The 25,331-nt window shown below is 49.6% G+C and carries 25 protein-coding genes; 13 read left to right on the top strand and 12 right to left on the bottom strand.

The features are described from left to right. The first annotated feature begins 317 nt into the window (after nucleotides 1–317). The 4 genes from ACFSUS_RS05275 (at nucleotide 318) to ACFSUS_RS05260 (ending at nucleotide 6,772) form a co-directional block, all read left to right on the top strand. Nucleotides 318–3,494 carry a SusC/RagA family TonB-linked outer membrane protein gene (locus tag ACFSUS_RS05275; RefSeq protein ID WP_381520518.1) on the top strand — a complete coding sequence of 1,059 codons (3,177 nt, stop codon included), beginning with the start codon at nucleotides 318–320 and terminating at the stop codon, nucleotides 3,492–3,494. Between the two features lie 101 nt (nucleotides 3,495–3,595). Next, complete coding sequence (locus ACFSUS_RS05270; protein ID WP_381520085.1) at nucleotides 3,596–5,053, top strand: SusD/RagB family nutrient-binding outer membrane lipoprotein; 1,458 nt, start codon at nucleotides 3,596–3,598, stop codon at nucleotides 5,051–5,053. 61 nt (nucleotides 5,054–5,114) lie between these two features. Next, a complete protein-coding gene (locus ACFSUS_RS05265; RefSeq protein WP_381520083.1) occupies nucleotides 5,115–5,588 on the top strand; it encodes a hypothetical protein in 474 nt (157 codons plus the stop codon). 35 nt (nucleotides 5,589–5,623) lie between these two features. Beyond that, nucleotides 5,624–6,772: a pyridoxal phosphate-dependent aminotransferase gene (locus ACFSUS_RS05260; protein WP_381520081.1), complete on the top strand. Its 1,149-nt coding sequence runs from the start codon at nucleotides 5,624–5,626 to the stop codon at nucleotides 6,770–6,772. A 104-nt stretch (nucleotides 6,773–6,876) separates the two neighbouring features. On the opposite strand, the gene ACFSUS_RS05255 is transcribed toward ACFSUS_RS05260, so the two are convergent. The 3 genes from ACFSUS_RS05255 to ACFSUS_RS05245 form a co-directional block, all read right to left on the bottom strand. Beyond that, the gene (locus tag ACFSUS_RS05255; protein ID WP_381520078.1) at nucleotides 6,877–7,779 is read right to left on the bottom strand and encodes a manganese catalase family protein; all 903 of its coding nucleotides are present in this window, start codon (nucleotides 7,777–7,779) and stop codon (nucleotides 6,877–6,879) included. Nucleotides 7,780–8,025: 246 nt separating this feature from the next. Continuing rightward, nucleotides 8,026–8,445 (bottom strand): hypothetical protein, encoded by a 420-nt coding sequence (locus ACFSUS_RS05250; RefSeq protein WP_381520075.1) that lies wholly within the window; start codon nucleotides 8,443–8,445, stop codon nucleotides 8,026–8,028. 110 nt (nucleotides 8,446–8,555) lie between these two features. Further along, nucleotides 8,556–9,800: an MFS transporter gene (locus ACFSUS_RS05245; protein ID WP_381520074.1), complete on the bottom strand. Its 1,245-nt coding sequence runs from the start codon at nucleotides 9,798–9,800 to the stop codon at nucleotides 8,556–8,558. Between the two features lie 182 nt (nucleotides 9,801–9,982). Between ACFSUS_RS05245 and aroB the strand changes: the two genes are divergently transcribed. Both aroB and ACFSUS_RS05235 read left to right on the top strand, forming a co-directional pair. Beyond that, nucleotides 9,983–11,023 carry a 3-dehydroquinate synthase gene (gene aroB / locus ACFSUS_RS05240; RefSeq protein ID WP_381520071.1) on the top strand — a complete coding sequence of 347 codons (1,041 nt, stop codon included), beginning with the start codon at nucleotides 9,983–9,985 and terminating at the stop codon, nucleotides 11,021–11,023. A gap of 122 nt (nucleotides 11,024–11,145) precedes the next feature. Continuing rightward, a complete protein-coding gene (locus tag ACFSUS_RS05235; protein ID WP_381520068.1) occupies nucleotides 11,146–11,679 on the top strand; it encodes a DUF4136 domain-containing protein in 534 nt (177 codons plus the stop codon). Between the two features lie 94 nt (nucleotides 11,680–11,773). On the opposite strand, the gene gldA is transcribed toward ACFSUS_RS05235, so the two are convergent. Beyond that, nucleotides 11,774–12,691 (bottom strand): gliding motility-associated ABC transporter ATP-binding subunit GldA, encoded by a 918-nt coding sequence (gene gldA / locus ACFSUS_RS05230; protein WP_381520065.1) that lies wholly within the window; start codon nucleotides 12,689–12,691, stop codon nucleotides 11,774–11,776. Nucleotides 12,692–12,833: 142 nt separating this feature from the next. On the opposite strand from gldA, the gene ACFSUS_RS05225 reads away from it, so the two are divergent. Beyond that, nucleotides 12,834–14,504, top strand: a complete 1,671-nt coding sequence (locus ACFSUS_RS05225; protein WP_381520063.1) for an amino acid permease — start codon at nucleotides 12,834–12,836, stop codon at nucleotides 14,502–14,504. A gap of 30 nt (nucleotides 14,505–14,534) precedes the next feature. Here ACFSUS_RS05225 and ACFSUS_RS05220 read toward each other — a convergent pair whose 3' ends face one another. Continuing rightward, on the bottom strand, nucleotides 14,535–15,266 hold the full coding sequence (locus ACFSUS_RS05220; RefSeq protein ID WP_381520060.1) for a class I SAM-dependent methyltransferase: 732 nt from the start codon (nucleotides 15,264–15,266) through the stop codon (nucleotides 14,535–14,537). 81 nt (nucleotides 15,267–15,347) lie between these two features. Between ACFSUS_RS05220 and ACFSUS_RS05215 the strand changes: the two genes are divergently transcribed. Next, nucleotides 15,348–15,746 (top strand): phage holin family protein, encoded by a 399-nt coding sequence (locus ACFSUS_RS05215; RefSeq protein WP_381520057.1) that lies wholly within the window; start codon nucleotides 15,348–15,350, stop codon nucleotides 15,744–15,746. A 73-nt stretch (nucleotides 15,747–15,819) separates the two neighbouring features. Here ACFSUS_RS05215 and ACFSUS_RS05210 read toward each other — a convergent pair whose 3' ends face one another. From ACFSUS_RS05210 to moeB, 6 genes are all read right to left on the bottom strand, one after another. After that, on the bottom strand, nucleotides 15,820–16,485 hold the full coding sequence (locus ACFSUS_RS05210; RefSeq protein ID WP_381520054.1) for a zinc metallopeptidase: 666 nt from the start codon (nucleotides 16,483–16,485) through the stop codon (nucleotides 15,820–15,822). A gap of 203 nt (nucleotides 16,486–16,688) precedes the next feature. Next, complete coding sequence (locus tag ACFSUS_RS05205) at nucleotides 16,689–17,114, bottom strand: DUF2147 domain-containing protein (protein ID WP_381520051.1); 426 nt, start codon at nucleotides 17,112–17,114, stop codon at nucleotides 16,689–16,691. 228 nt (nucleotides 17,115–17,342) lie between these two features. Continuing rightward, nucleotides 17,343–17,822, bottom strand: a complete 480-nt coding sequence (gene rfaE2 / locus ACFSUS_RS05200; RefSeq protein WP_381520049.1) for a D-glycero-beta-D-manno-heptose 1-phosphate adenylyltransferase — start codon at nucleotides 17,820–17,822, stop codon at nucleotides 17,343–17,345. 10 nt (nucleotides 17,823–17,832) lie between these two features. Then, a complete protein-coding gene (locus ACFSUS_RS05195; RefSeq protein ID WP_381520048.1) occupies nucleotides 17,833–18,882 on the bottom strand; it encodes a lysylphosphatidylglycerol synthase transmembrane domain-containing protein in 1,050 nt (349 codons plus the stop codon). Nucleotides 18,883–18,991: 109 nt separating this feature from the next. Beyond that, on the bottom strand, nucleotides 18,992–19,345 hold the full coding sequence (gene panD / locus ACFSUS_RS05190) for an aspartate 1-decarboxylase (protein WP_381520045.1): 354 nt from the start codon (nucleotides 19,343–19,345) through the stop codon (nucleotides 18,992–18,994). 179 nt (nucleotides 19,346–19,524) lie between these two features. Beyond that, nucleotides 19,525–20,664, bottom strand: a complete 1,140-nt coding sequence (gene moeB, locus ACFSUS_RS05185; RefSeq protein ID WP_381520042.1) for a molybdopterin-synthase adenylyltransferase MoeB — start codon at nucleotides 20,662–20,664, stop codon at nucleotides 19,525–19,527. 164 nt (nucleotides 20,665–20,828) lie between these two features. Between moeB and ACFSUS_RS05180 the strand changes: the two genes are divergently transcribed. From ACFSUS_RS05180 to ACFSUS_RS05165, 4 genes are all read left to right on the top strand, one after another. Then, complete coding sequence (locus tag ACFSUS_RS05180) at nucleotides 20,829–21,551, top strand: 3-keto-disaccharide hydrolase (protein WP_381520040.1); 723 nt, start codon at nucleotides 20,829–20,831, stop codon at nucleotides 21,549–21,551. A gap of 86 nt (nucleotides 21,552–21,637) precedes the next feature. After that, the gene (locus ACFSUS_RS05175; protein WP_381520037.1) at nucleotides 21,638–22,510 is read left to right on the top strand and encodes a hydroxypyruvate isomerase family protein; all 873 of its coding nucleotides are present in this window, start codon (nucleotides 21,638–21,640) and stop codon (nucleotides 22,508–22,510) included. Between the two features lie 574 nt (nucleotides 22,511–23,084). Beyond that, nucleotides 23,085–23,465: a hypothetical protein gene (locus ACFSUS_RS05170; protein ID WP_381520034.1), complete on the top strand. Its 381-nt coding sequence runs from the start codon at nucleotides 23,085–23,087 to the stop codon at nucleotides 23,463–23,465. Between the two features lie 74 nt (nucleotides 23,466–23,539). Continuing rightward, nucleotides 23,540–23,782 (top strand): T9SS type A sorting domain-containing protein, encoded by a 243-nt coding sequence (locus ACFSUS_RS05165; protein WP_381520032.1) that lies wholly within the window; start codon nucleotides 23,540–23,542, stop codon nucleotides 23,780–23,782. A 62-nt stretch (nucleotides 23,783–23,844) separates the two neighbouring features. Here ACFSUS_RS05165 and ACFSUS_RS05160 read toward each other — a convergent pair whose 3' ends face one another. Continuing rightward, the gene (locus ACFSUS_RS05160; RefSeq protein ID WP_381520029.1) at nucleotides 23,845–24,714 is read right to left on the bottom strand and encodes a glycosyltransferase family protein; all 870 of its coding nucleotides are present in this window, start codon (nucleotides 24,712–24,714) and stop codon (nucleotides 23,845–23,847) included. A gap of 339 nt (nucleotides 24,715–25,053) precedes the next feature. On the opposite strand from ACFSUS_RS05160, the gene ACFSUS_RS05155 reads away from it, so the two are divergent. Further along, nucleotides 25,054–25,323: an ArsR/SmtB family transcription factor gene (locus tag ACFSUS_RS05155; protein ID WP_381520027.1), complete on the top strand. Its 270-nt coding sequence runs from the start codon at nucleotides 25,054–25,056 to the stop codon at nucleotides 25,321–25,323. Nucleotides 25,324–25,331: the final 8 nt, after the last annotated feature.

The raw sequence follows: 25,331 nt of genomic DNA, 5'->3' as shown, positions 1-25,331 counted from the left end.
AACCGGTTAATCGGCGAGTCAGCTGGCTATAACCAGTCGCTCGTCAAAGAGCTTGAGTTAGCTGAGCTGAAAGGCTCATAGCTACACATCTAGCTCGTACCAGAGTTGAATTACCCTAGGTTAGCCAGCTAACAATAGGGTAATTGAAGTACCTCATTTTATCTGCATGTATTGCTGTGTTTCACCTGCTAACCGTGAGGTTGGCAAGGGCAGTTGCCGTACGCCCGGTTAGTTCGGGCGGTTCGGATCGGGCGGCCAGTATCCGGCATCGCCCGAGCGACCGGGAGTACGTAACTGTCGTAATTTTTCCGATTCTTATGCCTAAACGACTACTGATCTGGTTTTTTTGCTGGGTTTGTGCAGGGACAACTACGTTCGCTCAAAACCGCGTACTGACAGGTACCGTCATCTCCGCCGAAGAGGGGCCGCTGCCCGGTGTCAACGTTGTGCTGAAAGGAACAACAATTGGCACAACAACCGACGCAAAAGGTAAATACTCGCTTAGTGTGCCCGGCGATGATGCCGTGTTGACCTTTAGCTCCATTGGTTTCACGACCGAAGAAACTAAAGTAGGCAACCGCTCCGTGTTGGATTTTACGTTACGGTCTGATGTGCGAGCGCTCTCCGAAGTTGTTGTTACGGCTTTCGGGGTCAAAAAAGAAGTGAAATCGCTGGGTTATGGTGTGCAGGAAATAAAAGGTCAGCAACTGACCGAAGCCCGCACGACCAACGTAGTCAACGGTTTATCGGGGAAAGTGGCCGGTTTGCGCGTTAGTAGCAATGGCGGGCCAGGCACCGGCTCTACGGTTCAAATCCGGGGGGCATCATCGGTGTCGGGCAACAATCAGCCACTGGTAGTTATCGACGGTGTGCCCATTCAGCAAACGTTCGATAAGCAGTTTGGCTCGGGATTGGCGGAAATTAATCCTGACAACATTCAGGAAATGACCGTGCTGAAAGGGCCCAATGCCGCGGCTTTGTATGGCTCCAGGGCGGCCAACGGGGTTATTCTCGTAACAACAAAAAATGGCGCCGGTACGAAAGGCATTGGTGTCGAAATCAATTCAAACACTACGTTCGAGCGGCCCTGGATCAAACCTGATTTCCAGAATACCTACGGGGGGGGGAACGGTTACCGCACCTGGTACAATGATGGCTGGAGTGGTTCGATCACTGATCCGCTTGAAATCAGCCAGTATCGAGCCGCTTATGGCCCCAACGCACCCCTGAACGGTACGGAAGGTACCGACGAAAGCTGGGGCGCTCCCCTGGACGGGCGGCTCGTTCGGCAATGGTGGACGGGCAAAGACGTGGCTCCGCTGACTCCTCAGCCAAACAACTGGGACGAATATTGGCAAACGGGCAAAACCTTTACCAACAACATTGCCCTGTCAGGTGGCAATGACAAAGGAAATTTCCGAATTAGCATTGGGCGGCTCGATCAGCAGGGAATCATGTACTACAATGATTTCCATCGCAATAACTTCAAATTTAACTCAGGCTATAACTTTACGCCTAAGCTGAATGTCACTTTATCCGCCGAATATATCAAGTCGGGTTCGAAGAACCGGGGCTATACCGAGGGGCAGCAGTTCATCTGGGCGCACCGGCATGTATCCTGGGATCAACTGCGTGACTACGAAACCTACCAGAATATAAGCATCAATCGGGCGCTACCGGGTAAACCGGCCGACACCGATCCGCCGAACTGGCAGCATACCTTTTTTACTAACCCGTATTTTACCCAGACTAAGCTGCCTTACGGGAATGATAAAGACAGGTTAGTCGGTAACATTGCACTGAACTACAAGATTCTACCGTCGCTGAGCTTGCTGGTACGTTCGGGTACGGACGTCTGGACAGATACACGCATCAACGTGCTGAACTTTGAGCGAGTCCGTAACGGTAATACGACGCCAGGTTCATACTCGGAAGAAGTGCTACGGCGTCAGGAAACCAACAGCGACTTTATTTTCACGTTCAATAAAGCCCTTACGAGTGACATCACCATTAATGCGCAGGCGGGTGGTATCAGCCGCACCAACTATTACAAGCGCAACTATTTGAAAGTAGGTCAGTTGGTTGTCGACGGTGTTTATAACGCGGGTAACGCTAACCCCAGCCAGAACACAGCTGAAAGTGCTATCGAAAAATCACAGGTGAACAGTGCTTTCGGGTCGGCCGAATTTGGCTGGCGTAATTCGTTGTTCGTTAATGCAACGGCCCGTAACGACTGGTCGAGTACGTTGCCCGCCGAAGCTCGTTCGTATTTTTACCCATCCGTGTCGGTCAGTGGCGTAGTAACCGAGCTGCTGAATTTGCAAAGCCGCGTATTATCATTTGCTAAAGTGCGGGCTAGCTGGGCGCAGGTTGGTAATGATGCTGATCCGTATCAACTGCTGCAAACTTTCCGGGCCAATGGCTCGTGGAATGGCTCCGTTCCGGAATTCTACGAGAACAAGAAGATTGCCAACTCGACGCTAAAACCCGAGATCACAACCGGTACTGAGCTAGGGTTAGACCTTCGTTTCCTGAAAGGTCGAATCGGTCTCGATCTGACGTATTACAACCAGGTGTCGCGTAACCAGATTCTTGGCGTCGAAATCTCGAAAGCCAGTGGCTATGATACGCGCATCTTGAACGCGGGTAAAATATCGAACCAGGGAGTAGAAATCGTACTGACCGGCTCGCCGGTACGCTTGCCTAATGGCTTCAGCTGGGAAACAACCCTGAATTTTGCCCGTAACCGCAACAAAGTGCTTGAACTGGCTGAAGGGCTAACTACGTATGTGCTCTACAGCCGCCAGGGGCTAAACTCAGAAGCCCGCGTTGGTCAGCCCTATGGGACGTTGTACGGAATTGGTTTCGAACATGCTCCCGATGGGCAGATAATCTATGGTGCCAACGGCTATCCGGTTGTTTCGTCGACCCCTCGGGTGCTGGGTAACATTCAACCCAACTGGACGGGCGGCTGGCAAAATACCTTCAGCTACAAAGGCATTGTGTTGTCGGCTCTGGTTGACGTGCGGTCGGGAGGCAGCCTGTTCGACGAAGGAACGGGCACCGCTCGCTGGACAGGCCAGTATGCCGAAACGGCGCTGGGTCGCGAAGAAGGCATTATTGGCAAAGGCGTCGTAAACGTTGGTACGGCCGAAAGTCCGAATTACGTACCGAACACAACCATCGTTCCGGCTAATGCGCTTTACGGTTACAACAACCCGCGCCGGTATCATGAAGCCGCTATTTTCGACGCCAGCTACGTCAAGCTACGTGAGGTAACGCTGGGTTACCAGATCCCCGCGGCTTTTCTTACTCGTGTGAAGATTCGTTCCGCCAAGATTTCGCTGGTGGGCCGTAATGTGCTGATGCTGTTCAAGAATACGCCCCACATTGATCCGGAAGCCGACCGCTTTGGTGCCAACTCGCAGGGATTTGCCTATGGTGAACTGCCAAGTAGCCGAAGCATGGGCGTAAATCTGAATCTTTCATTCTAAACCCTCTGTGAATCTCCTGTTGCTCCGTGCATCTCTGTGTCCCAATTTTTCATGCCACAGAGATACTCCAAGACGCACAGAGAGACACAGAGAAAAAAACCATGAAAAAGATACTTATTGTACTCATCAGTCTGTTCATTGTCTCGTCTTGCACCAAGGATTTCGATACGATGAACGTAGACCCCAACAACCCAACAGCGGTTGGGCCACAATACCTGCTGCCCTACGCCATTGAAGCCTCCGTTGACCGTTACTGGGGTAGTAACATTCGGTTTGAGCGATTGAATCTGGACGGCGCTATGCTCTGGATGCAGTACCTGACCCGAAATATTTACTCCAACGAAGGCGACAACTACGGCATTTCGGTAGCCTTCTATAACAACAATTGGAAAGGTTTTTATAATGATGGTCTGGTCAACTTTCAGCGTATTGTAACCTTGTCTCAGGCCGGTGGAAAATACCAGAACGCTAACTACGAAGGAATTGGCCTGGTGATGCGAACATGGGTGTACTCGATTCTGACCGACGTGTATGGGGCTGTACCTTATTCGGAAGCCATCAAAGGAACGGCCGAAGCACCCGTTTACACGCCGTCCTACGATGCCATGGATAAAGTTTATGCCGGTATGCTGGCCGACCTTAAAACGGCTAACGAAAAACTAAGCACGAGCGGCCCAGCCGTATCGGGTGATATTCTGTACGGGGGCGACATTCTGAAATGGAAGAAGTTCGCCAACTCACTCCGGCTGCGTCTGGCTAACCGGCAAGCCGCGAAGAAACCAGCTGAGTCGAAAGCCATTATGGCCGAAATTCTGGGTGACGCGACGAAGTACCCAATCTTCACCAGTAACGCTGACAACGCTACGTTGAAGCACACGGCAACCCGCCCGAGCAACAACGAATGGAACGAAGTAATGGTGTTTGGCAGCCGGACCGACTGGAACATCAGCAAGACGCTGGCCGATAAACTCAATGGCTTAAACGACGCTCGAATAACGGTATACGCTCAGCCCAACAAAGAAGGCAAATACGTCGGTCATGCCAATGGTCTGCCCGATGCCATTGCCACCACGTATCTGGCCACAAGTTCGATGCTGGGGTCTTACTTTATGCAAACGACCACCCCGAGTGTGTTGATGACCTACGCCGAACTAAACCTGACGCTGGCCGAAGCCGCCGTTGACGGTGATATTACCGGCGATGCACAAGCCTATTTCGAAAAGGGAATGACCGCATCATTTGACCAGTATGGGCTGAAAATAACCGACGCCTACTTGAAGAATATCGGTCAGGCTTCCAAAGAGAAAATCATGGAGCAGAAGTGGATTGCGCTCTTTGGGCAAGGCATTGAGGCCTGGACTGAATATCGTCGGACGGGTTTACCAGTGCTACCTCCTAAAGATCCTCGGGCTATTTTCGAGAATGATGGCGTGCTGCCAACCCGAATTAAATACCCAACGTCGGAGTATTCGCTCAATGAAGCAAACGTTCGGAAAGGGGTAACCACCAATGGGGGCGACGACACCATGAAGACGAAACTGTGGTGGGCAGAGAAGTAGTACTGTTTTAATGATACTTTGCCAACGAATGTTGGTAATAATATTATATATACAAAATATTATGAGCACAAAGTTAATATTAAGCGTAATTTTATGTGCCGTAGCTGCGGTCAGCTGCACAAAAGTAGATGATCCCTTCGTGGATCGTGTTGTGGCTCCGGTGTTAGTTGTTATTGACAACGCAACTGGCGATGGAGGAGGACAAACGGGAGAGCCAGTTGTTTCGCAGAAAGTAGCGGGACCGGTAACGATGGCTGTCAGGATTTACGAGCTTAATAAGAGCGGCCTTTTAGATAACAAAGTTGGCATTGACTCGATTCCGGTGACGGCGCTGGCTATTACGCTTACTAAACGCGATGGAACAGTTCTTGGGAACCTGACAACGAACGAAGCTGGTAAAGCAAGTATCTCAAAAACCTGGACTGAGCTTGGCGTGACCGCTCCGGCTGCGGGTAGCAGCGTTCTGTTAACCTGGCGCGGAGAATACAAAGGTCAGGCATTCAGTCGCTTGTCGCGGGTGCAGGCAGTTAATTGAAATCGTAGTTCATAAACAAAGAAAACCTTTCTACTATGTCCATCAACCGTCGTGACTGGCTTCGGGCCAGCGTCCTATCTGGATTAGGTCTGGCTGCGGCCCCTGCTGCGTACTGCGAACCCTGGCTATATACAGCTGAGGCAGGAGCGTTGCCTGTGCTTCCTCCTAAAGGAGTTAAGATCAAAGCACGTTTGTCGGCTAACGAAAACCCATACGGCCCTTCGCCTAAAGCCTTAAAAGCAATTTCGGAGGCATCATCGGACGGCTACCTGTATCCCATGCAGTATGGAGCCCAGCTTCGGAAGATGATTGCCGAGCAGGAAGGGGTATCCGAAGAGCAAATTCTGCTTAGCCCAGGCTCCGGTTCCTTATTGGTAGCGGCTGGCATGTATTACGCTAACATCAAACCCGGTGGTAGCATTATTGCCGCCGACCCGACCTATGAGCAACTGATGCGGGCGGCTGTGCAGCATGGCATAAAATGGGAAAAAGTGCCCTTAACGGCGGGCGGCTACGACCATAATCTGGCCGAAATGGAAAAACGCGTTTCCGATAATACGAATCTGGTATACGTAAACAACCCTAACAACCCAACGGGCATTACTATAGACCCGGTGGCGTTGCGGGCTTTCGTTGACCGGGTGTCGGCAAAGAAACCAGTGTTTGTCGACGAAGCCTATATCCATTACACCAGCGATCCGGCTAAACACAGCGTTATCGAAAACGTTCGTAAAGGCCAGAATGTGTTGGTAGCCCGTACCTTCTCAAAAATATATGGTATGGCTGGTTTGCGAATGGGGTACATGGTCGGACAGCCCGATACGCTGGCCGCTATTTCTAAATGGGGTGGTGGAGCCGGTGGTTTAAGTATGACAACCATCCGCGCGGCACTGGCCTGTTATCAGGACGATGAGTTCATTAAATACTCGCTGTCGAAAGGGCTGGAGGCAAGGGAGTACCTGTACCAAACGCTGAAGCAGAATGGGTATACGTACCTGCCGTCCGGCACTAATTTCGTTCTGTTCCCAATCCGCACGAAAGGCGAAGACTTCGTTGCGAAGATGATGGAACAGGGCGTAAGCGTTCGGCAATGGAAATTCGACGGACAATACTGGTGCCGCGTTAGCCTGGGCACCATGCCACAGATGCAGGCATTCGCCGAAGGATTGAAAATAGTATCGTAAGTGCTGCTAAAAAATGCGGATGTAGCCGTAGACTAGGTTAAAACTGAGATTATCAGCTGCAACCTAGCCTACGGCTACAAGCACGTTCTATCGGTATTACATTTTTATAGTTTGATCCCTAATTTTTTCGCAATATCAGCGAACATATCTGGGTCAATGTCAAATGCCCCCGGCGCATCAAGTTGTGGCTCTTCTTCAAGGTCAGGGGCTGGTACGCCCGGAATAGCGCCTTCGATAAATTCTAGTTCCTCGCCCGTCTCGGGGTGGGTTCCGTTCCAGATTAAACCTGCTTGCTTATAGTCGTCCTGGCTAAAGGTGTACAGCTTCAGGTGCAGCTTATTTTCCATAAACTTCTTTGCTTCAGGAAAGGCAGCATTGCTTAGGTTCGGAATCGGTAGCAGTTTGGTCACGTTGACGCCCGTTAAGACTTCCAGTGCCTTTGCGTAGGCTACTACGTGCAACCCACCGCGCACGAGCAGATAGCCAACCATGGTGCGAGCTGTAGGGTCATCTACCATTTCGTAGACGCGCATTTTGTTCGCTCTGGCACCACATTCCAGGAAGAAGTTGTGTAACAAGTCTAATTTCAGATTACCGCTGCTGAACACGTTTTCGCCGGTCCAGAAGCGACCCATTGAGTCCATCGGTAACGCAGACTGCCCACTCGCTATAAAATGACTTGTGTTACGGGCATCAACACCATTGGCGAGCGGAGTTGTGCTTGGGTCCATACCTCGTTTGCTGGCCCCTGTCAGAAGTAGGTTGGTGGTGTAGGCAACAACTTCAATATGGCCATATTCTTCACCAGCGATACTACAAATCAAGTCGTAAAACGGGCGAAGCTTGTTACGGCCCCGGAAATTAAACGATTGATAGGTGTAATTCATTAAGGTCGACATCTCGCCGAACTTTCCCCCTAAGAGTTCCTGCACGGCAGCTGCGCTGTTGGGCGACGGATTTTTTGGTTTCGGTAGCTCAATGGGGAGCTGGTCCATTTTAAGAATCATAGCCTTGTGTTTTAGTGGTTGAAAGGAATTATGAGTTCTTATAACCAACTAAAACTATAGACTTTAGTTAACAAAAAAGATGGAAATGGTGAAAAACAGACGGAGTGGGACGTCAAACTAAGGCTATAGGGTAAAATTACATCGTACTCAAAAGTGAAAGGCGCTCTAGTTCCATAGTGCTGCGTCAGTTTACCAGCCGTGAAGGAAATGCCCAGAATAGGTATTTTAAAAAATAAGTTTGTCTTGTTAATGAAACAGACACTGCCTAAAAGGCTGATTGGGTTTGGCTAATGTATCAACCGTAAAAAGACTTTCAGCCGATTTGCTGGCCTTGACTAACACAGTTCTACTTACTTCTTTCCATTTACACACTGGACCGCTCGACACATCTGCTTCAAACACTAACTCCGCATCACCCTTGTGATACCAAATGGCGTTTTCCCTTTGTTCATTAAGCGGAGCGTCAGGAACTGCGTATTTTACTTTATAGTACTTGTCTTTAGGTATAGAAGCATAGTTAGCAAGAATGTGTAAAACAGCTTTATTTTGGGCGTCAAGCCTGGTCTTAAAGTCTCCTATGTTGACATACCCACCGTTGATAAATGGAGTATCGCATCCCAGCATAATGCCCAAAAGTAGAATATATGTATGGTTAAGAACTTTCATATATAAGCTTTAATTTGAAATTAGGAGTGCTGCGCTATTACCTAGAGAAGAGCATACAAGATACAAGAAACAGGAAATAATAAGATTGATAGCTTCTGTACTATAATGAGCTACTCCCGAACTGTTACCGGCCTGGTAGGATCAATTTTTAGCCAGAGCAGAGCACTGACCAATAAGCAACCGGCAATCAAAAACAGAGGATAGTTAAAGTTGTGCGTCTGTTCGACAATCATACCGAACAGTATGGTGATGAAAAAACCGCCTAGTTGTCCGGCAAAATTCATAGAGCCCGTTACTGCCCCGGCGTTACGTTGTCCAATGTCAACGCAAACGGCAAATGCCACCGGTAAGGCTAAATCTTTCAGTAGGACGCAGGTTGCTAATAAGTAGCCAGCTGTCTGGTTGTCGCTGGCGAGACCTGCCAGCAAAAAGAATACACTTGACAAGCCCAGGCCACCCGCTCCAACAACCCGTCGGCCGATTTTAAGCCCGTAGCGTTTCGTGAGGGCATCGCTGAGTAATCCACCGACTAAACAGCCAACAGCCCCCAAAAAATAAGAGAGTGAGATAAAGTTTTTCGTGTCGTCTTCGCTCAGGCCGCGCCCTTCCTGAAAATACGTAGATGACCAGTTAGTGAAAAAATATGAGCCGTAGAAAAATAAGTGACACATCAGCATCAACGCCCACAAGTCAGGATTACGCAAAATGGTTTGCCACGGAATTCGGTGATCAGACGTTCGTATTTTTCGGCCTGATTCGATGGTGTGTAGTTCAGCAGGCGTAACACCTGCTTTTTCGGTGGGCTCGTCCCGAAACCACGTGTACCAGCCTACGGCCCAGACAACACCCACCAGACCAAGTATGGCAAAGGCCCACCGCCAACCCGCCCAGTGCACTAACGGAATCACCAATAAAGGCGTTAACGCACCACCTAACCGACCGGCTGCCCAGATAACGGATTGCGCCCGGCCGACTTCAACGGCGGGGAACCAGCGTGATATTACAATCGACGCGTTTGGATAGGCTCCAGCTTCGCCAATACCGAATAGAAAGCGGACAATTAATAAATACAGAAAACTAGTGGCCGTACCGGTTAGCATCGTAAATCCCGACCACCACAATACCACTCGGGTGAGTACCCGGCGAGGGCCGAGGCTGTCGCCCATGGTGCCGGTTGGAATTTCGAACAGGGCGTAGGCCAACGAAAATGCGCCCAGTATCCAGCCAAACTGCTGGTTGTCTAACCCTAAATCGGCTTTGACATATTTGCTGACCACATTCATGCAAACGCGGTCGAGATAGGTAATGGTTGACAGTAAGAAGAGAACCGTTAAGACCCGGTAGCGAACGTTCATAAAGAGGCAGTGGGAAAAGGATATATACCGTGGTGAGTACTGAGAAGGGATGACTCCGCGAAAGACGTGAAATTAGATACTAGTGTTTGATAATTGATGAGTAAGACGAGTTGAAGAAGTAAAGATTTTCTGGATTTATTCCGAAAATGTGGGTTTCTCTTCAGGTTCCGTACTTTTACACTATGTCGACCGTATCAATTGCTCCGCTTGCCGAAAGCCTGCCTGTTTTTCTGGAATCCAACGATTTCTCGTCTGTTGCTGTTATTGTTGATAATCATACGTTTAAGTTCTGCTACCCTGATATTAAGCCTTTATTACCCAAGCACACCCTGGTACGCATCAAAGCAGGGGAGGAGCAGAAGCACATTGCTACCTGCGAGTTAATTTGGGATGCGCTGACGCGGGCTAGTTTCGACCGTCATGCACTGCTCATCAATTTAGGCGGGGGCGTTATTGGCGACATGGGTGGTTTCTGCGCGGCTACGTATAAACGGGGCATTGCGTTTGCGCAGCTACCCACTACACTGCTTTCTCAGGTAGACGCCAGCGTCGGTGGTAAACTCGGTATTGATTTCCGGGGCTATAAAAACCACATAGGCGTGTTTCAGCAGCCGAATGCTGTGCTGATTGATCCCTCGTTTCTGCAAACCTTGCCCGAGCGGGAGTTACGGTCGGGCTTCGCCGAGGTTATTAAGCACTGCCTGATTGCCGATGTCAGCATGTGGGATGAGATTCGCCGACGTGACCTTAATGAACAGGACTGGACTACGTTGGTGGCCCACTCGGTGGCGCTGAAGGAGCGGGTTGTTGAACAGGACCCTACCGAGAAAGGACTACGTAAGATTCTCAACTTTGGCCATACGCTGGGTCATGCTGTTGAAACGTACTTTTTAGAGCAGCCGCGAAAGCGCCTTTTACATGGCGAAGCCATTGCCGTCGGAATGGTAGCCGAAGCGTTTATCGCCTATCAGAAAAAGATGATTGACGAAACGTTGCTGACACAAATCGAAGAATACCTGTTTGCCGTATATGGAAACGTGCGACTAATGGATGGAGACACGGAGCCTGTTCTGGCGCTAACGTTACAGGACAAGAAAAACCGGGGACATCAGGTGCGTATGTCATTGCTTGATGGGCCAGGAAGCTGCGCCTATGATGTGCCGGTTACAGCCGCCGAAATGCGTCGCGGACTAGATTTTTACCGAGGCTTAAACAAGCATTAAAATTTGGCTTTACACTATTGTTTGCCAAACATTTACGTCTATATTTGGGTTCGACGGAAAGACTAACACTGCTATTCAATAAATATAGTTCAAACTATCGAAAACTCTTTACAGACTGTAGTATGAAAAAGTGCATTGGGATTCTGTTTGCATTAGCTGTTATCACTATTGCCGGTTGTTCGCCCAGCCGTTTATTCGTTGAACACGATTACAGTTACGAAGGCCATTTTAAGAACTACGAATCGTTCAATTTTTTGGAATGTGAATTTGTCGACTCTACCTTACTATGCTCCGATATTCAGGATGCCATCCGGCACCAGATGGAGGCTCGGGGGTATCGGGTCAGCAACCGGAATCCGAATTTGCTTATCTCTTATAATATTTTCCGCTCTGACCTCCGTTTTCGGGGGTATCAGCAGCCGGTTATTAAAGATTGGGTAGTGCGCGAAGACGATGATGCTACCTATAAGCGTATTGATTACAACCTGGATGAAGGCACCCTAATGATCTCATTGATCGACGCTGAGTCGTATCAGGTGATCTGGAAAGGCTATGCATCGAAGATGATGCGTAATCAAAACTTTAAGAATAACTACTTCAAAGGAATCGTCCGGTCAATCTTTGACCAGTATCCTTTGATGGCTACGGCACGATAAGGATTGCCAATCCATTGTCTGCATAAAAAAGGCGAGGCTTCTGTGTCTCGCCTTTTTTATGCTAATTCATGGGTTTTGTGGAGAATATATTGGATTACTTGGTCAACTCTTTGAAGATTCCCTCCAGCGAGTTTTCCTGTTGACGCAGTCCAATGAGAGTGAGGTCCTGATCGGCGGCTAAACGAAAAATAGTCGCTCGAAGATCAGCATTGCGGGCGGCTGTGATCCGGTATTGTCCTTTTCCCAGTGGTTCAACCTGCTCCACACCTGGTACGGTCATTAAGACGTCCGGCGCCATTAGCTCATTTTCAAACTCTGCTACGACAATTATATGTTCACCGGCCGATGCGCGTCGTAACTGGCTCAATGGGCTATCGGCCACAATCTGCCCTCGGTTAATAATAACTACCCGGTCGCAAACCGCTTCGACCTCCTGCATAATGTGGGTTGAGAACAATACGGTTTTATCGCGTCCTGCTTCCTGGATCACCTGCCTGATTTCGGTCAGTTGGTTAGGGTCAAGGCCGGTGGTTGGTTCGTCAAGAATCAAAACCGGCGGGTTATGGAGCAGGGCCTGGGCTAAACCAACCCGTTGACGATACCCTTTGGAAAGTTGACCAATGCGTTTATGCTGCTCGCGTTGCAGCCCTACCAATTCAACCATATCGCTAATGCGTCGACTTAGCGCCGAGCCACGCAGACCATGCAGGGAGCCGGCAAAGCGTAAATATTCTTTAACGTATAGGTCTAAATACAGTGGATTGTGTTCGGGCAGATAGCCAACGCTACGCCGTACGTCCATGGGTTGCGTCCGAACATCAAAGCCATTCACCTCAACCGTGCCTTCAGTAGGGGGGAGGTATCCAGTCGTAATTTTCATGGTTGTCGACTTTCCTGCCCCATTAGGGCCAAGAAAACCGACAATCTCACCGGGCTGGACGGTCAATGAAATCTGATTAACAGCGCGCTGACTACCGTACTCTTTAGTCAGGTTCTGGACCCGAATGGACATGGCGTATAAAGAATAATAAATAGGTAACGACCAAGGATGGCTGATTGCGTATTACTAATGCTCAATTAACGTACAAAAACCGGAAAGTATCTCTATTTTTAGCGGTTTAACGCAGATAGACACCGTTTTTCGCCAGGTATACATGTCCATTTTCCGTAAAAAATCCGTAACTCAGGCCATTGGTGACGCTGGCAAACACGATTCATCGAACCTCATGAAAGTGTTGGGCGTCCGCGATTTAACCTCGTTAGGTATTGCTGCCATCATCGGGGCCGGTATATTTAGTACCATTGGTCGGGCTAGTTTCAACGGAGGGCCGGCGGTGTCGTTACTCTTCGTTTTTACGGCCATTGCCTGCGTCTTTACAGCACTAAGCTATGCCCAGTTTGCCAGTACAGTTCCGGTAAGTGGCAGCGCCTATACGTATGCTTACGTATCGTTTGGGGAGATTTTCGCCTGGATTATTGGCTGGGCGCTGATTCTCGAATACGCTGTTTCGAACATGGTGGTAGCCATTTCGTGGTCAGAGTATTTTACATCCATGCTAGCAGGCTTCGGCATAAAATTTCCGGGATGGCTGGCAACAGACTATGGATCAGCGCATCGGGCCTATGAACAGGTTCGGGCGGCTGGAGCAGGAGCGGCTTCATTGCCAGAGAATTTACGAGCTTTGGCTAGTGCCTACGAAGCCGCACCTGCCTTAGGTAATTTACGTGTCATCATGGATTTGCCCGCTGGCTTAATCACTGTGCTGATTACAGCCCTTGTGTATATCGGTATTAAAGAGTCACGTAATGCCAGCAACCTGCTGGTGGTACTTAAGCTGATTGTTATTGGGTTAGTTATTGCGGTTGGGGCTTTTTATGTCAAGCCTGCAAACTGGTCGCCCTTTGCGCCCAATGGAGTAGGTGGTGTGCTGAGTGGCGTGGCGTCGGTGTTTTTTGCGTTTATCGGCTTTGACTCAATTTCGACGACGGCTGAAGAGTGCCGCAATCCACAACGCGATCTGCCTCGTGCCATGATCTACTGCCTCGTGATCTGTACGGTTCTTTACGTGTTAATCACGCTTGTTCTGACGGGGATGGTTAATTTCAAAGAACTGGGTGTGGACGATCCGCTGGCGTACGTATTCCAGAAATTGAATCTCGATTTCATGGCAGGGGTCATTTCGGTGAGTGCAGTTGTCGCGATCACGAGTGCCTTGCTGGCTTATCAGTTGGGCCAGCCACGGATCTGGATGACTATGAGTCGGGACGGACTGCTTTGGCCTAAGTTCTCCCAGATTCACCCTAAATATCGGACACCGTCGTTTGCCACCATCATTACAGGGGTGCTGGTAGCGGTTCCTTCGCTGTTTCTGGACATGCAGTTTTTCATCGACCTGACCAGCGTCGGTACGTTCTTCGCCTTTATTCTCGTTTGCGGAGGAATCCTTTACCTTGATGCTAAAGGGATTTCAGCTCAGTCAAAATTTCGGGTACCCTACGTTAACGGTAAATATTTAATTGGGCTTGGTTTCATTGCAACATTCGCTTATGCCGTTTACGCGGGGGGCATGTTACATGCGGCCGAAGAGAAGCCTCTGCTGTTCGTTTTCTGGGCAACCTGGGCAACGCTATCAGTGTTAGCCTATCAGCGTAACTTTTCGTTGTTGCCCGTATTGGGTATCCTGACGAACCTGTACCTGATGACAGAATTGGGCGTTACAAACTGGGCTATTTTTCTGGTTTGGCTCGCTATTGGGCTGGTTATTTATTTCTCGTACGGATTTCGTAAGAGTAAGCTGGCGTCAAGGGAGCTAATTTCATCGTAGCCACTGATTAGAGCGTCATAGTTCGATCTATTACCTGCCGAAAAACATGATATGCTGCTGGGGTAAGCGCTTATCATTGTTTAGCAGCTTTAATCCAACCGCTTTCATTTCTTTGGTTGCCTGTGCTACGCTCAGCTTGTGAAGCTCTTTAATGGGAACGTTCGGATCTTCGGCCCGATACTCGACTAATGCCACCCGGCCACCTGGCTTCAGGGCCGCTACAATGTGCTTCATCATCTCCTGCGGGTAGGAAAATTCGTGGTAAGCATCAATTAAGATGGCCAGATCGATGCTGTTAGCTGGTAGCTTAGGGTCTGATTCGGTACCTAAAACAGGCTGGACATTCGTAACCTTGTGTTTCGCCTTGCCTTCGTTTAAGTAGGTAATCATCTCCGGTTGAATGTCGACGGCTACTATTTTGCCTTTAGGTACTTTAGGTGCCATCATAAATGTAAAATATCCAGTTCCGGCTCCAATATCGGCGACTACATCTGTGGGCTTCAGGTTTAATGCCTGCAACAGTAAGTCGGTACGTTCTTCCTGTTCGCGCTCCGGACGGTCGAGCCATGACGCACCGAGGTGTCCCATAACCTGGGCAATCTCACGACCCTGATAAACCTTGCCGGTGCCATCACGACTGGCTTCCGTGAAGCGATATATTTTTGATGAGTCGCCCGGCGAAGACGTAGCGGTTTGTTGTTGAGATGAGCCTCGTTCGCAAGCGAACAACAAGGGAAACAGTAGAATCAGGAGACGCAGCATGGGTTATATGTTAGTTGTAGTATTTAAACCATCTGTGCCTGAAACGGTTGTTCAAACGAATCAAATTCATACGTTTATCTTATGAACCTCATTTTACACTTGTTACTCGATGCCGCCGTAATTTTCGGGCTGGCCTACCTAATGCCCCAGGTTGATGTGAAGAACTTTGGTACAGCACTATTGATTGCCGTGTTGCTCGGACTACTTAATTTTTTTGTGGGCTGGATCATACGCTTCCCGCTCAACCTGATTACATTTTTCCTGCTCACGGGTATTGTCCGCATTATTGTGACAGCGGTCCTGCTCAAGCTGATTGACAGCTTTCTGGACAGCTTTACCATCGTTGGCTTCTGGCCAGCGCTGGTCATTGCGATAGCGGTAGCCGTAGCGGGGTCGCTCATCGATCGGTCCGCGCCAACTCAGGAAATGGTTGAATCGGGTTACGTAGTGAGTCTGCTCTCCAGTCTACGGCTAGTTTGATCAGAAAGAGGTACACATAAAAAAGCCGCGTCAGCAACGACGCGGCTTTTATTTTACTTATGAAATCAATGTCTTAGTCACTCCGACGACCGCCCATTAACAGGCTGGCGTAATAAAGCAACGTAGCCAATGAGCCTAAAGCAGCTACTACATAAGTCATAGCAGCCCACCAAAGTGCGTCTTTTGCGTAGCCGTACTCACGCTGGTTTACGACACCATTCGTCTGAATCCAGGCCAGTGCCCGGTTACTGGCGTCGAACTCTACAGGCAGCGTTACGAAGCTGAAGAGCGTTGTTAAGGCAAATAAGCCAACACCAATCGCGAGCGGTATGGGCGTTGATTGTAATAACAAGACACCCGCTAACAGCACCCATTGTAAATAACGGGATGAGACGGTCAATACCGGCACCATCGCCGAACGGAACTGTAAAGGGCCATAAGCAACCTTATGCTGAACGGCGTGCCCACATTCGTGAGCTGCTACAGCCGCAGCCGCTACGCTCCGGCCGTAATAAACGTCAGCACTCAGGTTAACCGTCTTGTCTTGTGGGTTATAATGGTCGGTTAGCATGCCTTCGACGGACATTACCCGAACATCATAGATACCGTTCTGACGCAGCATCTCCTGCGCTACTTCGGCACCGCTCAGGCCATTGCTCAAACCGATTTGAGAATACTCGTTAAACTTGCTTCGTAACCTCCAGCTCACAAAAGCGCTGAGGCCGAAGATTACTATCATGATTATCCAGATCATTGTTGGTTAGTCAGGTTTGTGGTTATTATAACCGAGATATAGCCTGCTCGGTTATTAGTAAAACAATAGTTTGCCCTAAAAAGTATCCCACACCTTTAACCATTTATCAAGTCTATGGGCCACTTAACAACACGGCTCAGCCTATAGGTATAGACTGAGCCGTGTTACTCGGTTAGCAAAGAGGAAAGTTATAGGGGATTTTGTCGAGTCAGCACGAACTCTTTATGAAGTAAGCGCCAGCCCTTATAAACGACTGCACGCAGGGTGCGGGAGTCGCGCATTTCTATCTCAACGTCGAACGAATTACCGGTTTTAGGATGAATGAGCTGACCACCCGACCATCCGCTGCCGTCGAACATTAAATCAGTAAATAGAAGCTGGTTCTTGGTTAATCCATACTCCTTCTTGCCGGCGGGACTTACTTCGGCAATACGGCCAAAATAACGATCTCCCGCACGGTACACCTCTACGCTGGACCCCCGGCCCGGAAATAACCAGCGCCCCAAAATTTGATCGGCCGTGCGGTCTGTTGGGGCTTTTGCGGATACAGGTAGTAAGACGAGTAGGAATAGGCTCCATGCCACCACAAGGCTTCGGTTCAGTAGCAAGGTCATGGGTTTGTTGTCGGTTTACGGGGTGATACGTTATTTACATCAACGAGTAACCCGGCTACTGCATCGGTGGCGTCGCGTAACAGGGACTTAAAAATAAGCAGCTTATTTGTAAATTCCCATTAACATTATAGATTAAAGATTACCGTAACATAATGTCAGCATGGTTTGATCGATCCGCGATAATTGTAAGAAGATATTTATTTGTCCTATACAGGCTATTTTTGCCGCTTAATAACTTTGCTTTATACGCTCAATAAGGGCAGTTGTAGAATAGCCGGGTACTAGAGAAATCGTTTCGACCCGGCCCCCGCGGCCCATCACCAAATCCGCACCGACAATGGTATCGATGGTGTAATCGTTGCCTTTGACAAGAATGTCGGGTCGGACGGCCTCAATGAGTTCAATAGGAGTAGGTTCGCTAAATAACGTAACAGCATCCACAAATTCGAGAGCGGCCATAAGCCGGGCGCGGGCGTACTCGTTCACAACCGGGCGAAGCGGCCCTTTAATGCAGCTGACCGACGCATCGGTGTTGAGTCCCAAAATCAGCCGATCTCCAAGATTACGCGCTTTTTCAAGGTAATCGATATGGCCAAGATGAACAATATCGAAGCAACCGTTCGTGAAAACAAGCTGCTGACCTTCTGCTCGCCACTGGTTGGCCTGGCTAATGACTTGATCGCGGGTAAGAATCTTAGACTCGGTCATAAAAATTCGCTTAGCCTAAGCGGATCGCTTTGGGGTCGTCTAAAACGTCGGCGGCTGTCGTAGCCTTGTTCCGGCGGAGCAGGACAACCAATAGGCTTAAAATGCCCAATATGATGATCATAAGCGTCGAAACGCCGTGGATAAATGTCGCCAGCACCTGGCCATCCTGACTGGTTAGTCCATACAGCAGGGCTACCTGGCCCACCAATAAGTGAAACGAGCCGATACCCCCAGGGGTAGGAGCTGCCATGCCTAACGAGCCTACCACCAAAATTGTGAGGCCAGCGAGTGGACCCAGATTGGCTGTGGCTGGCATGGCAAAAAACAAGGTGTAAGACATTAAGTAATACATTGTCCAGATCAGCACCGTGTGAAACAGGAACGCGCCCGGTCGGCGCAACTTCCGGACGCTTAGAAGCCCTTCCAGCAAACCAACTACAAAAGCACTGACTTTCTGATAAAGTGGGTGACGTCCCAAAGCTTCACGGTAGCGATTGAATAGAAACCAGCTTAACAAGCCTACTCCCAGCACAATAGCACCCACCAGCACTAACACGCCTGAGCCACTTGATCCCTTCGGTAATTTACCACCCAGGAACTCCATAAAAAACTGGCTCAGCCGGTCAAATTCGAGTATGAACGTAGCGGCCAGCAGAATTAGTAACATCAATACATCGAACAAACGCTCGGCGACAACCGTCCCAAAGCTAACGTTTACGGGTACGGCCGACAGACGATAAAGCGTACCGCAGCGGGCCACTTCACCGGCGCGGGGCAGCGCCAGGTTGGCCAGGTAGCCCGTCAGGACACTCGTTGTAGCGTCGACCGCGGTGGGTCGTTGCGGCACAACTGGCTCCAGCAGAATACGCCAGCGCTCGGCCCGACTCCAGTGAGCCACAAACGTCAACACGATCGACAGCAGCACCCACCGATAATCAGCTGCGCTAATTTTCTGCCATAAGTCCGCTGCGTCGAGGTGGCTTTGCTGAAACGTAAACCAGAGAAGGCCGCCTGCAATAGCCAGCGAGATGAGGTATTTGAGGATGTTCTTGACATTCATACTGTGAAATAGGGCAAAAAGCCGCAAAGCGAAAAGGGAGGAACGGAAAAAAGGACGATTATCATCAAATCCTATTCTCTATGCCTCCCTTTGGTTTAACGCGTGTATCTTATCCGTTTACCAGTCGGTTGTTATCATCCGGAAAAACGACGATGGGCTTATAAGCCTTTGCTTCTTCGGGCGTCATCATGCCGTACGAAATGATGATCACGATATCACCGACCTGCGCACGCCGGGCGGCTGCTCCATTCAGACACACAATGCCGGTGCCTCGTTCTCCTTTAATGACATAGGTGATGAGCCGTTCGCCGTTGTTGTTATTCACAACATGAACCTGCTCGTTTTCAAACAGACCAGCGGCATCCATAAGGTCTTCATCAATGGTAATACTGCCGACGTAATTAAGTTCTGCCTGAGTGACTTTGACGCGGTGGAGTTTTGATTTCAGTACGTTGACGAACATGATTGGTTAGTGTACCATTTTAGGGCGGCAAAGGTACGGGAAAGACCGGCCCTTACCAACGGTACCCCAAAAACAGCCCCTTCATAGGCTTGGTTCCAGGACCCCTGGTCGAGAACAGTCAGATATGAAGAAGTGGCTCATAGCTCATGACTACCTCTTGAGCATACCCGACCACCTACTTAATAGACAGCCATTTCGGGTTCAATGTCGCGTGCCCAGGCGTTGATGCCGCCGTCGAGGTTGTACAAATTCGTGAGGCCATCCTGCGTGTACAGATATTGGACGACGTTGGCCGAGCGGATGCCGTGGTGACAATAAATAACAACGGGCCGGTCGGTCGGGATGCGCTTGCGGTTGTTAGGAATCATGCCAACCGGAATCAAAACGGCCCCTTCCAGGTGGCACAGATCGTACTCCGGCCGTTCACGAACGTCCAGAAGAAAGATGTTCTCGCCCATCGATAGCCGCTCGGCCAGCTCGCGGGTCGACATTTTCTGAGGGCCTGCTGCAACAGGTGTCGGCCGTGCCCCCGCTGAGGTTAAGCCTTGTCGGGCGAGCTCTTCGGCGTCGGCCCGGCGTTTGGTCTTGATCTTTTGCTGATTCATGCTCAACAGATCGACCATGAGCAGGTGTTCGCTCAGCGATTGCCCAATACCCGTGATGAGTTTAATGACTTCGTTGGCCTGATACGTACCGATCACGCCCGGCAGCACGCCCAGCACGCCTGTATCATTGCAATTCGGTATTTCGATTTGGTTCGGGTATTCCGGAAAAAGACAGCGATAGGTTGGTCCTCGGCGGCCGTTGCCCAGGTCAGCATTAAGTACTGCTACCTGCCCTTCGAAGCGGTGGATGGCTCCGTACACAAACGGCTTGCCGAGCGCAACGCAAACGTCGTTGACCAGGTAACGTACTTTAAAATTGTCTGTACAATCGACTACAACGTCGTACTCTTCAATGATAGAACGGGCATTGCCAAGATCCAGCGCCATGGTGTACGTATCGAACGTGAGGTCTGGATTAAGTCGATTCAGATGGTTGACGGCAACTTTTGCCTTAGGTTGACCTACTTCATCGGTGGTGTATAATACTTGCCGCTGTAGGTTGCTCAGGTCCACCACGTCGGGATCAATAACGCCGATTGTTCCGACACCAGCTGCTGTAAGGTACATTAGTACGGGGCAACCTAACCCTCCGGCGCCTACAACGAGCACTCGGGCGTTCTTTAACAATAGCTGACCCGTTGGGCCGATTTCCGGGAGGTTCAGGTGTTTCTGATAACGTTGTTTTTCGGCGGGTAATAAGGCTGTCGCTTCCATAATGATGTTCATTGAGCAACCCAAAACCATGTTGCTATAATCCAACAGATTTACTAGGTCTAAAATTGCGCCAAAGTAGAATCTAACGTAAATATTTTGTGAACGTCCCGGATGTACGTTTTTTTGCTAGTATTGTCCCGACAAAATCCTAACGATTCTCAACTATGAACTACCCGCGTGTATCTGTCGTTGGTCTGCTCGCCCTCGCACTGACCCTTAACGTAAAGACCATCGCTAACACTACTAATCCCGAAAAACCGAAAAAAGGCAAGTGGGAAACTTTATTTGATGGGAAGTCACTGACCGGCTGGCACATCTATCTGAAAGCGGGTCAGCCCGTATCGGACAAGTGGACGGTCGATGACGGCGCTATCCATCTCGTATCGGGTGGTGCTGGCGACCTGGTGACCGACAAGGAATACGGAAACTTTGAACTGGAAGTTGAATGGAAAATTGCCGAAGGCGGCAACAGCGGCATCATCTACCACGTTCATGAAGATCCTAAATACAAAGCCACGTATCAGACCGGCCCAGAAATGCAGGTGCTGGATAACGAGCGCCACCCCGACGCCAAGCAGGGCCGCGACGGCAACCGGACCGCAGGCGCCCTTTATGACCTGCAAAAGCCCATTACCCCCGGTGCAGCCAAACCCGCTGGTGAATGGAATAAGGCTAAGCTGGTTGTTAACAATGGCAAAGCCGAGCAATACCTGAACGGTAAAAAGACGGCTGAGTACCCCACAAGCGGTCCTGAGTGGGATAAAATGGTAGCCGAAAGTAAATTTAAGGGGTGGGACGGCTTTGGTAAATACGCTACTGGCCATATCGCCCTGCAAGACCACGGCAATAAGGTGTGGTACCGTAATATTCGTATTCGCGAGCTATAATTCAAGAATGAAAGAGCGAGAGAGTGAGTGAGCGGAAGAGCTCCTCACACGGTTCGCTCTTTCGCTCATTCACTCTTTCACTTATTATGATACGCCGAACGGCCCTGAAAACCCTAACTGGTACGGCCCTGACCTTGCCAGCCCTGACCGACTCCCTTGCCCATTCTATGACAACTTCTGAACAAGCGACTACCGTACTGAAAGGTCGTATCAACCACTCGGTCTGTCGGTGGTGTTACAGCAAAATATCCCTGGATGACCTTTGCAAAGCCGCCAAAGAAATGGGCATCAAGTCCATCGATCTGACTGGACCCGACGAGTGGCCCACCTTGAAAAAATATGGGTTGACCTGTGCACTGCCGCAGGGAGCGGGCAAAGGCATTAACGACGGCTTCAATGATCCGAAGCTTCATGATGAACTCGTTGCCAGCTACGAAGCCATCTTCCCAAAGTTAAAAGAAGCTGGTCTGAATACGGTTATCTGCTTTTCGGGCAATCGCCGGGGAATGAGCGACGAGAAGGGACTTGAGAACTGCGCCGTTGGTCTGAAGCGCCTGATGCCAAGTGCGGAGAAGTACGGAATCACGATGATTATGGAATTGCTCAACAGCAAAGTCAATCATAAAGATTACATGTGCGATCACACGGCCTGGGGCGTAGACCTCTGCAAGCGCGTTGGCTCGGAAAACTTTAAACTGCTGTACGATATTTATCACATGCAGATCATGGAGGGGGATATCATTCGTACCATTCGTGACAGCAGCAAGTATATCGGCCACTATCATACGGGTGGAAATCCGGGCCGCAATGAAATCGACGACACGCAGGAGTTGTATTACCCGGCTATCATGAAGGCCATTGTCGAGACGGGTTTCAAAGGGTACGTAGCCCAGGAATTCATTCCAAAGCGCGACCCGCTGACAAGCTTAAAAGAAGCAGTGCTGATATGTGATGTGTAGTTAGATAGAATTGCTTTGAGCAAGAAGGCTCTCCCGCTGGCGGGGAGCCTTCTTGCGTTTACAAGCGGAATAGAATGGGGCAAAGACCTGACAAGTCGAACGTAATCGCTATTAACGAAGAGCAGGCCGATTCATTTAACCATTTTTTAATGCGATCTAGGAGAAAAGTAAGGTAAGTGTCCCAAACAGGACAGGAATTGTCCCAAATCGGTAAGCCCGATTCTGGCGGCAAAACTATGTTTGCAGGGCTTAAGCAATCTTTTTGTTCGATTAATGCCATTCTCTTATCAATAAGTTTTATGGAAGACAAATACAGTATGACAGGCCTTAAATGGATTATGCTTCTTATTGTCCTGATCAATTGTGCCCGGTTTACCCAGGCCGCCCCAGCGTGGATTGTTAAACCAGACGTTACTTCTTCACTGGTTTTAGTTCAGCCAACCTACAACTGCCAGACTGGCGCCATTAGGTTCAATGGCATTACCCGGGCCAATGCGACGGATAACTTCGGTACGGTGGAACAAGGGCTGCGTAAGGATCCTAGCATCGGGAGTTACCATCGACTCGCCCACCAGTGGCACCGGCCTTGTGGGGCAGAGCTTACGCAACAGGCCCGGCCCAATTACCATCAATCACGGCCATACAAGATGACAAAACCGCGCAGTACACGTTTGACCTGAAGGCTTATGTGAGCGCCTATTGTGGTTACGTACCCCCTTCGGGTGGCTCATCTATTACCACGCTGACTTTATTGCCGCCCACGTATGACTGTGGCAGTGGAGCATTTACCTTCCGCACGAGCGGGGGCGATGGTTCGGCAGTTGAGTACCAGGCCAATAGTATTATTAGCTGGACAACGAATCCGAACCAGTTTGTAGACCAGGAAAGCCGAACGGCCAACGATGTGCAACCCTTCACGCTCATGGCCCACCAGAGCGGACAGGTTGTAACGTAACGTATACTTGGAACCTGAAAGCCGCCTGTGGACGCGCCAGGGTAGCGGTACCGGCGCTTGAGAGCAAACTAAAGGTGACCGTTCTGGGTAACCCTATCAGCGAGCAACTGCGTGTCAGGATTGAAGGTGTTAAGGGCCAGACGCTCGGTATTCAGTTAACTGACGTGAACGGACGGTTGATCGAAAATAGAACGTTGGAGTCGACGCAAGCTACTGAGGGACAGCAGTTTGATGTAAGCCGGCAGCAATCAGGTTTGTTATTGCTACGGACAACGTCTGCTATGCAAAGTAGCACCGTGAAAATCATAAAGCGTTAATTCAGCTATTAGTGAAGGCGGGAATGACTGGTGACCTTAAGTTGCCGAGTCAGTCCCGCTTTTTACAATTTATAATTTTTGTATTCTCCAATTCGCCAGCCGGTCAGCTTTTCAATAAATGTCAGTAAGCGTACGCGGGGCGTGTAATGTTTCTGGCTGGTATCAAAAGTAAACGGCCAGTTCAGGCGGTTGACCCGGGGTTGCATCACTGCTGGGTGTGTACCCGTAAAGTGAGTTAATGCGTCGATCTGACTGTAATCGAAGGCTTCTGCGGCCGTAGTTGGCGCTTCGTTTGAATCGTCGTTATGATAAAACCGGTGCATACTTTGTAGACGTTCAGTCTGCGTTTTTGGGGGTTTTACCCAACCGTAGTGATAAATGTGCGCGTCGATTAGCTTCACCTTCAGTTTACGGTTGTCGCGTGTTCGGAACCCCTGCGCATCTTTATACGATACGACCTTACCCGTATTACGAATCACCCGGATCTCGTGCCGATACCATCGTCGGGAGGCACCAACGTAGCTATAGGAACCGTAAAAATGGATGTATTTAAACAGTAAACCCTCCACACTAGCATCATTCAAGTAGGCCTGCATAGCTTCCCTTACTACAGGAATGTCATTTTCATGAAGCACCTCGTCGCCCTGAATATAAAAGGCCCAATCAGCATCGGGCGAAACGGCCGCGAGCGCTTTATCGGTTTCCTGTGCCAACACCTGCCCGCCCGCCCGGGCGTTCGGGTCCCAGATAGTATGAATGATTCTAATTTTATCGGAAGGTATCGCTTCGATTAAGGCAAGTGTATTGTCGCTTGAATCACCAACTGCTATCACGAACTCGTCACAAAGGGGCAGGATGGACGTAATCGCTTCAACAATCGGGTAATCGAATCGAACGGCGTTACGTATAAAACTGAACCCTACTACTTTCATGGAATATAAGATGACCAAACGGTTGTCACTGTATGCTTTTTAGTAAGTACGCAGAATGTCCGCTTTTTCACTGATGAATTATTTACTGCTTCACCGTTGTGGCAAAAGTACTGGATTCTCCGGGTTCTGAATTAACTTACTGCACCGGTTATGTATCGGAAGAACAAATTAGCACTTATTGACCCGAACTGGCGCTGATGAGTAGAATAAGCAATGGCTGGTATTATTTGTACGAACGACAGCGCCCTTTCAGGAGACTATAAGGCGTTGGCACCATACCCGATAGTAATTTGTTGGTTTGGTATCTTAGAGCATTGCAGACACTTGTCTGAAGTATACATGGAAAATCGTTTTGTCGAAAAAGCTACCGGTGCCATCGCTGACCGCTACCGGTTGTCAATTTTATTGGAATTGTCGCGCAAGGGAAGCCTGACCAGTACTGATATTCAGGAACTGACGGGCTTGTCGCAGCCCTGCGTGTCTCACCATGTAAAACAGCTAACGGAAAGTGGTTTGGTAAATGCACAAAAAGAGGGCCGGAATCTACACCTCACGCTCAACAAAGAATCACTGCAGCAATTATCAGGCTTTCTGGAAAAACTCACCTGAGTTTTTTT

The organism is Spirosoma soli (assembly GCF_042684525.1).
GTDB classification, from domain to species: Bacteria; Bacteroidota; Bacteroidia; order Cytophagales; family Spirosomataceae; genus Spirosoma; species Spirosoma soli.
Note: the sequence above shows the minus strand (reverse complement) of the source record. Positions and strands in the feature narration are given on the sequence as shown.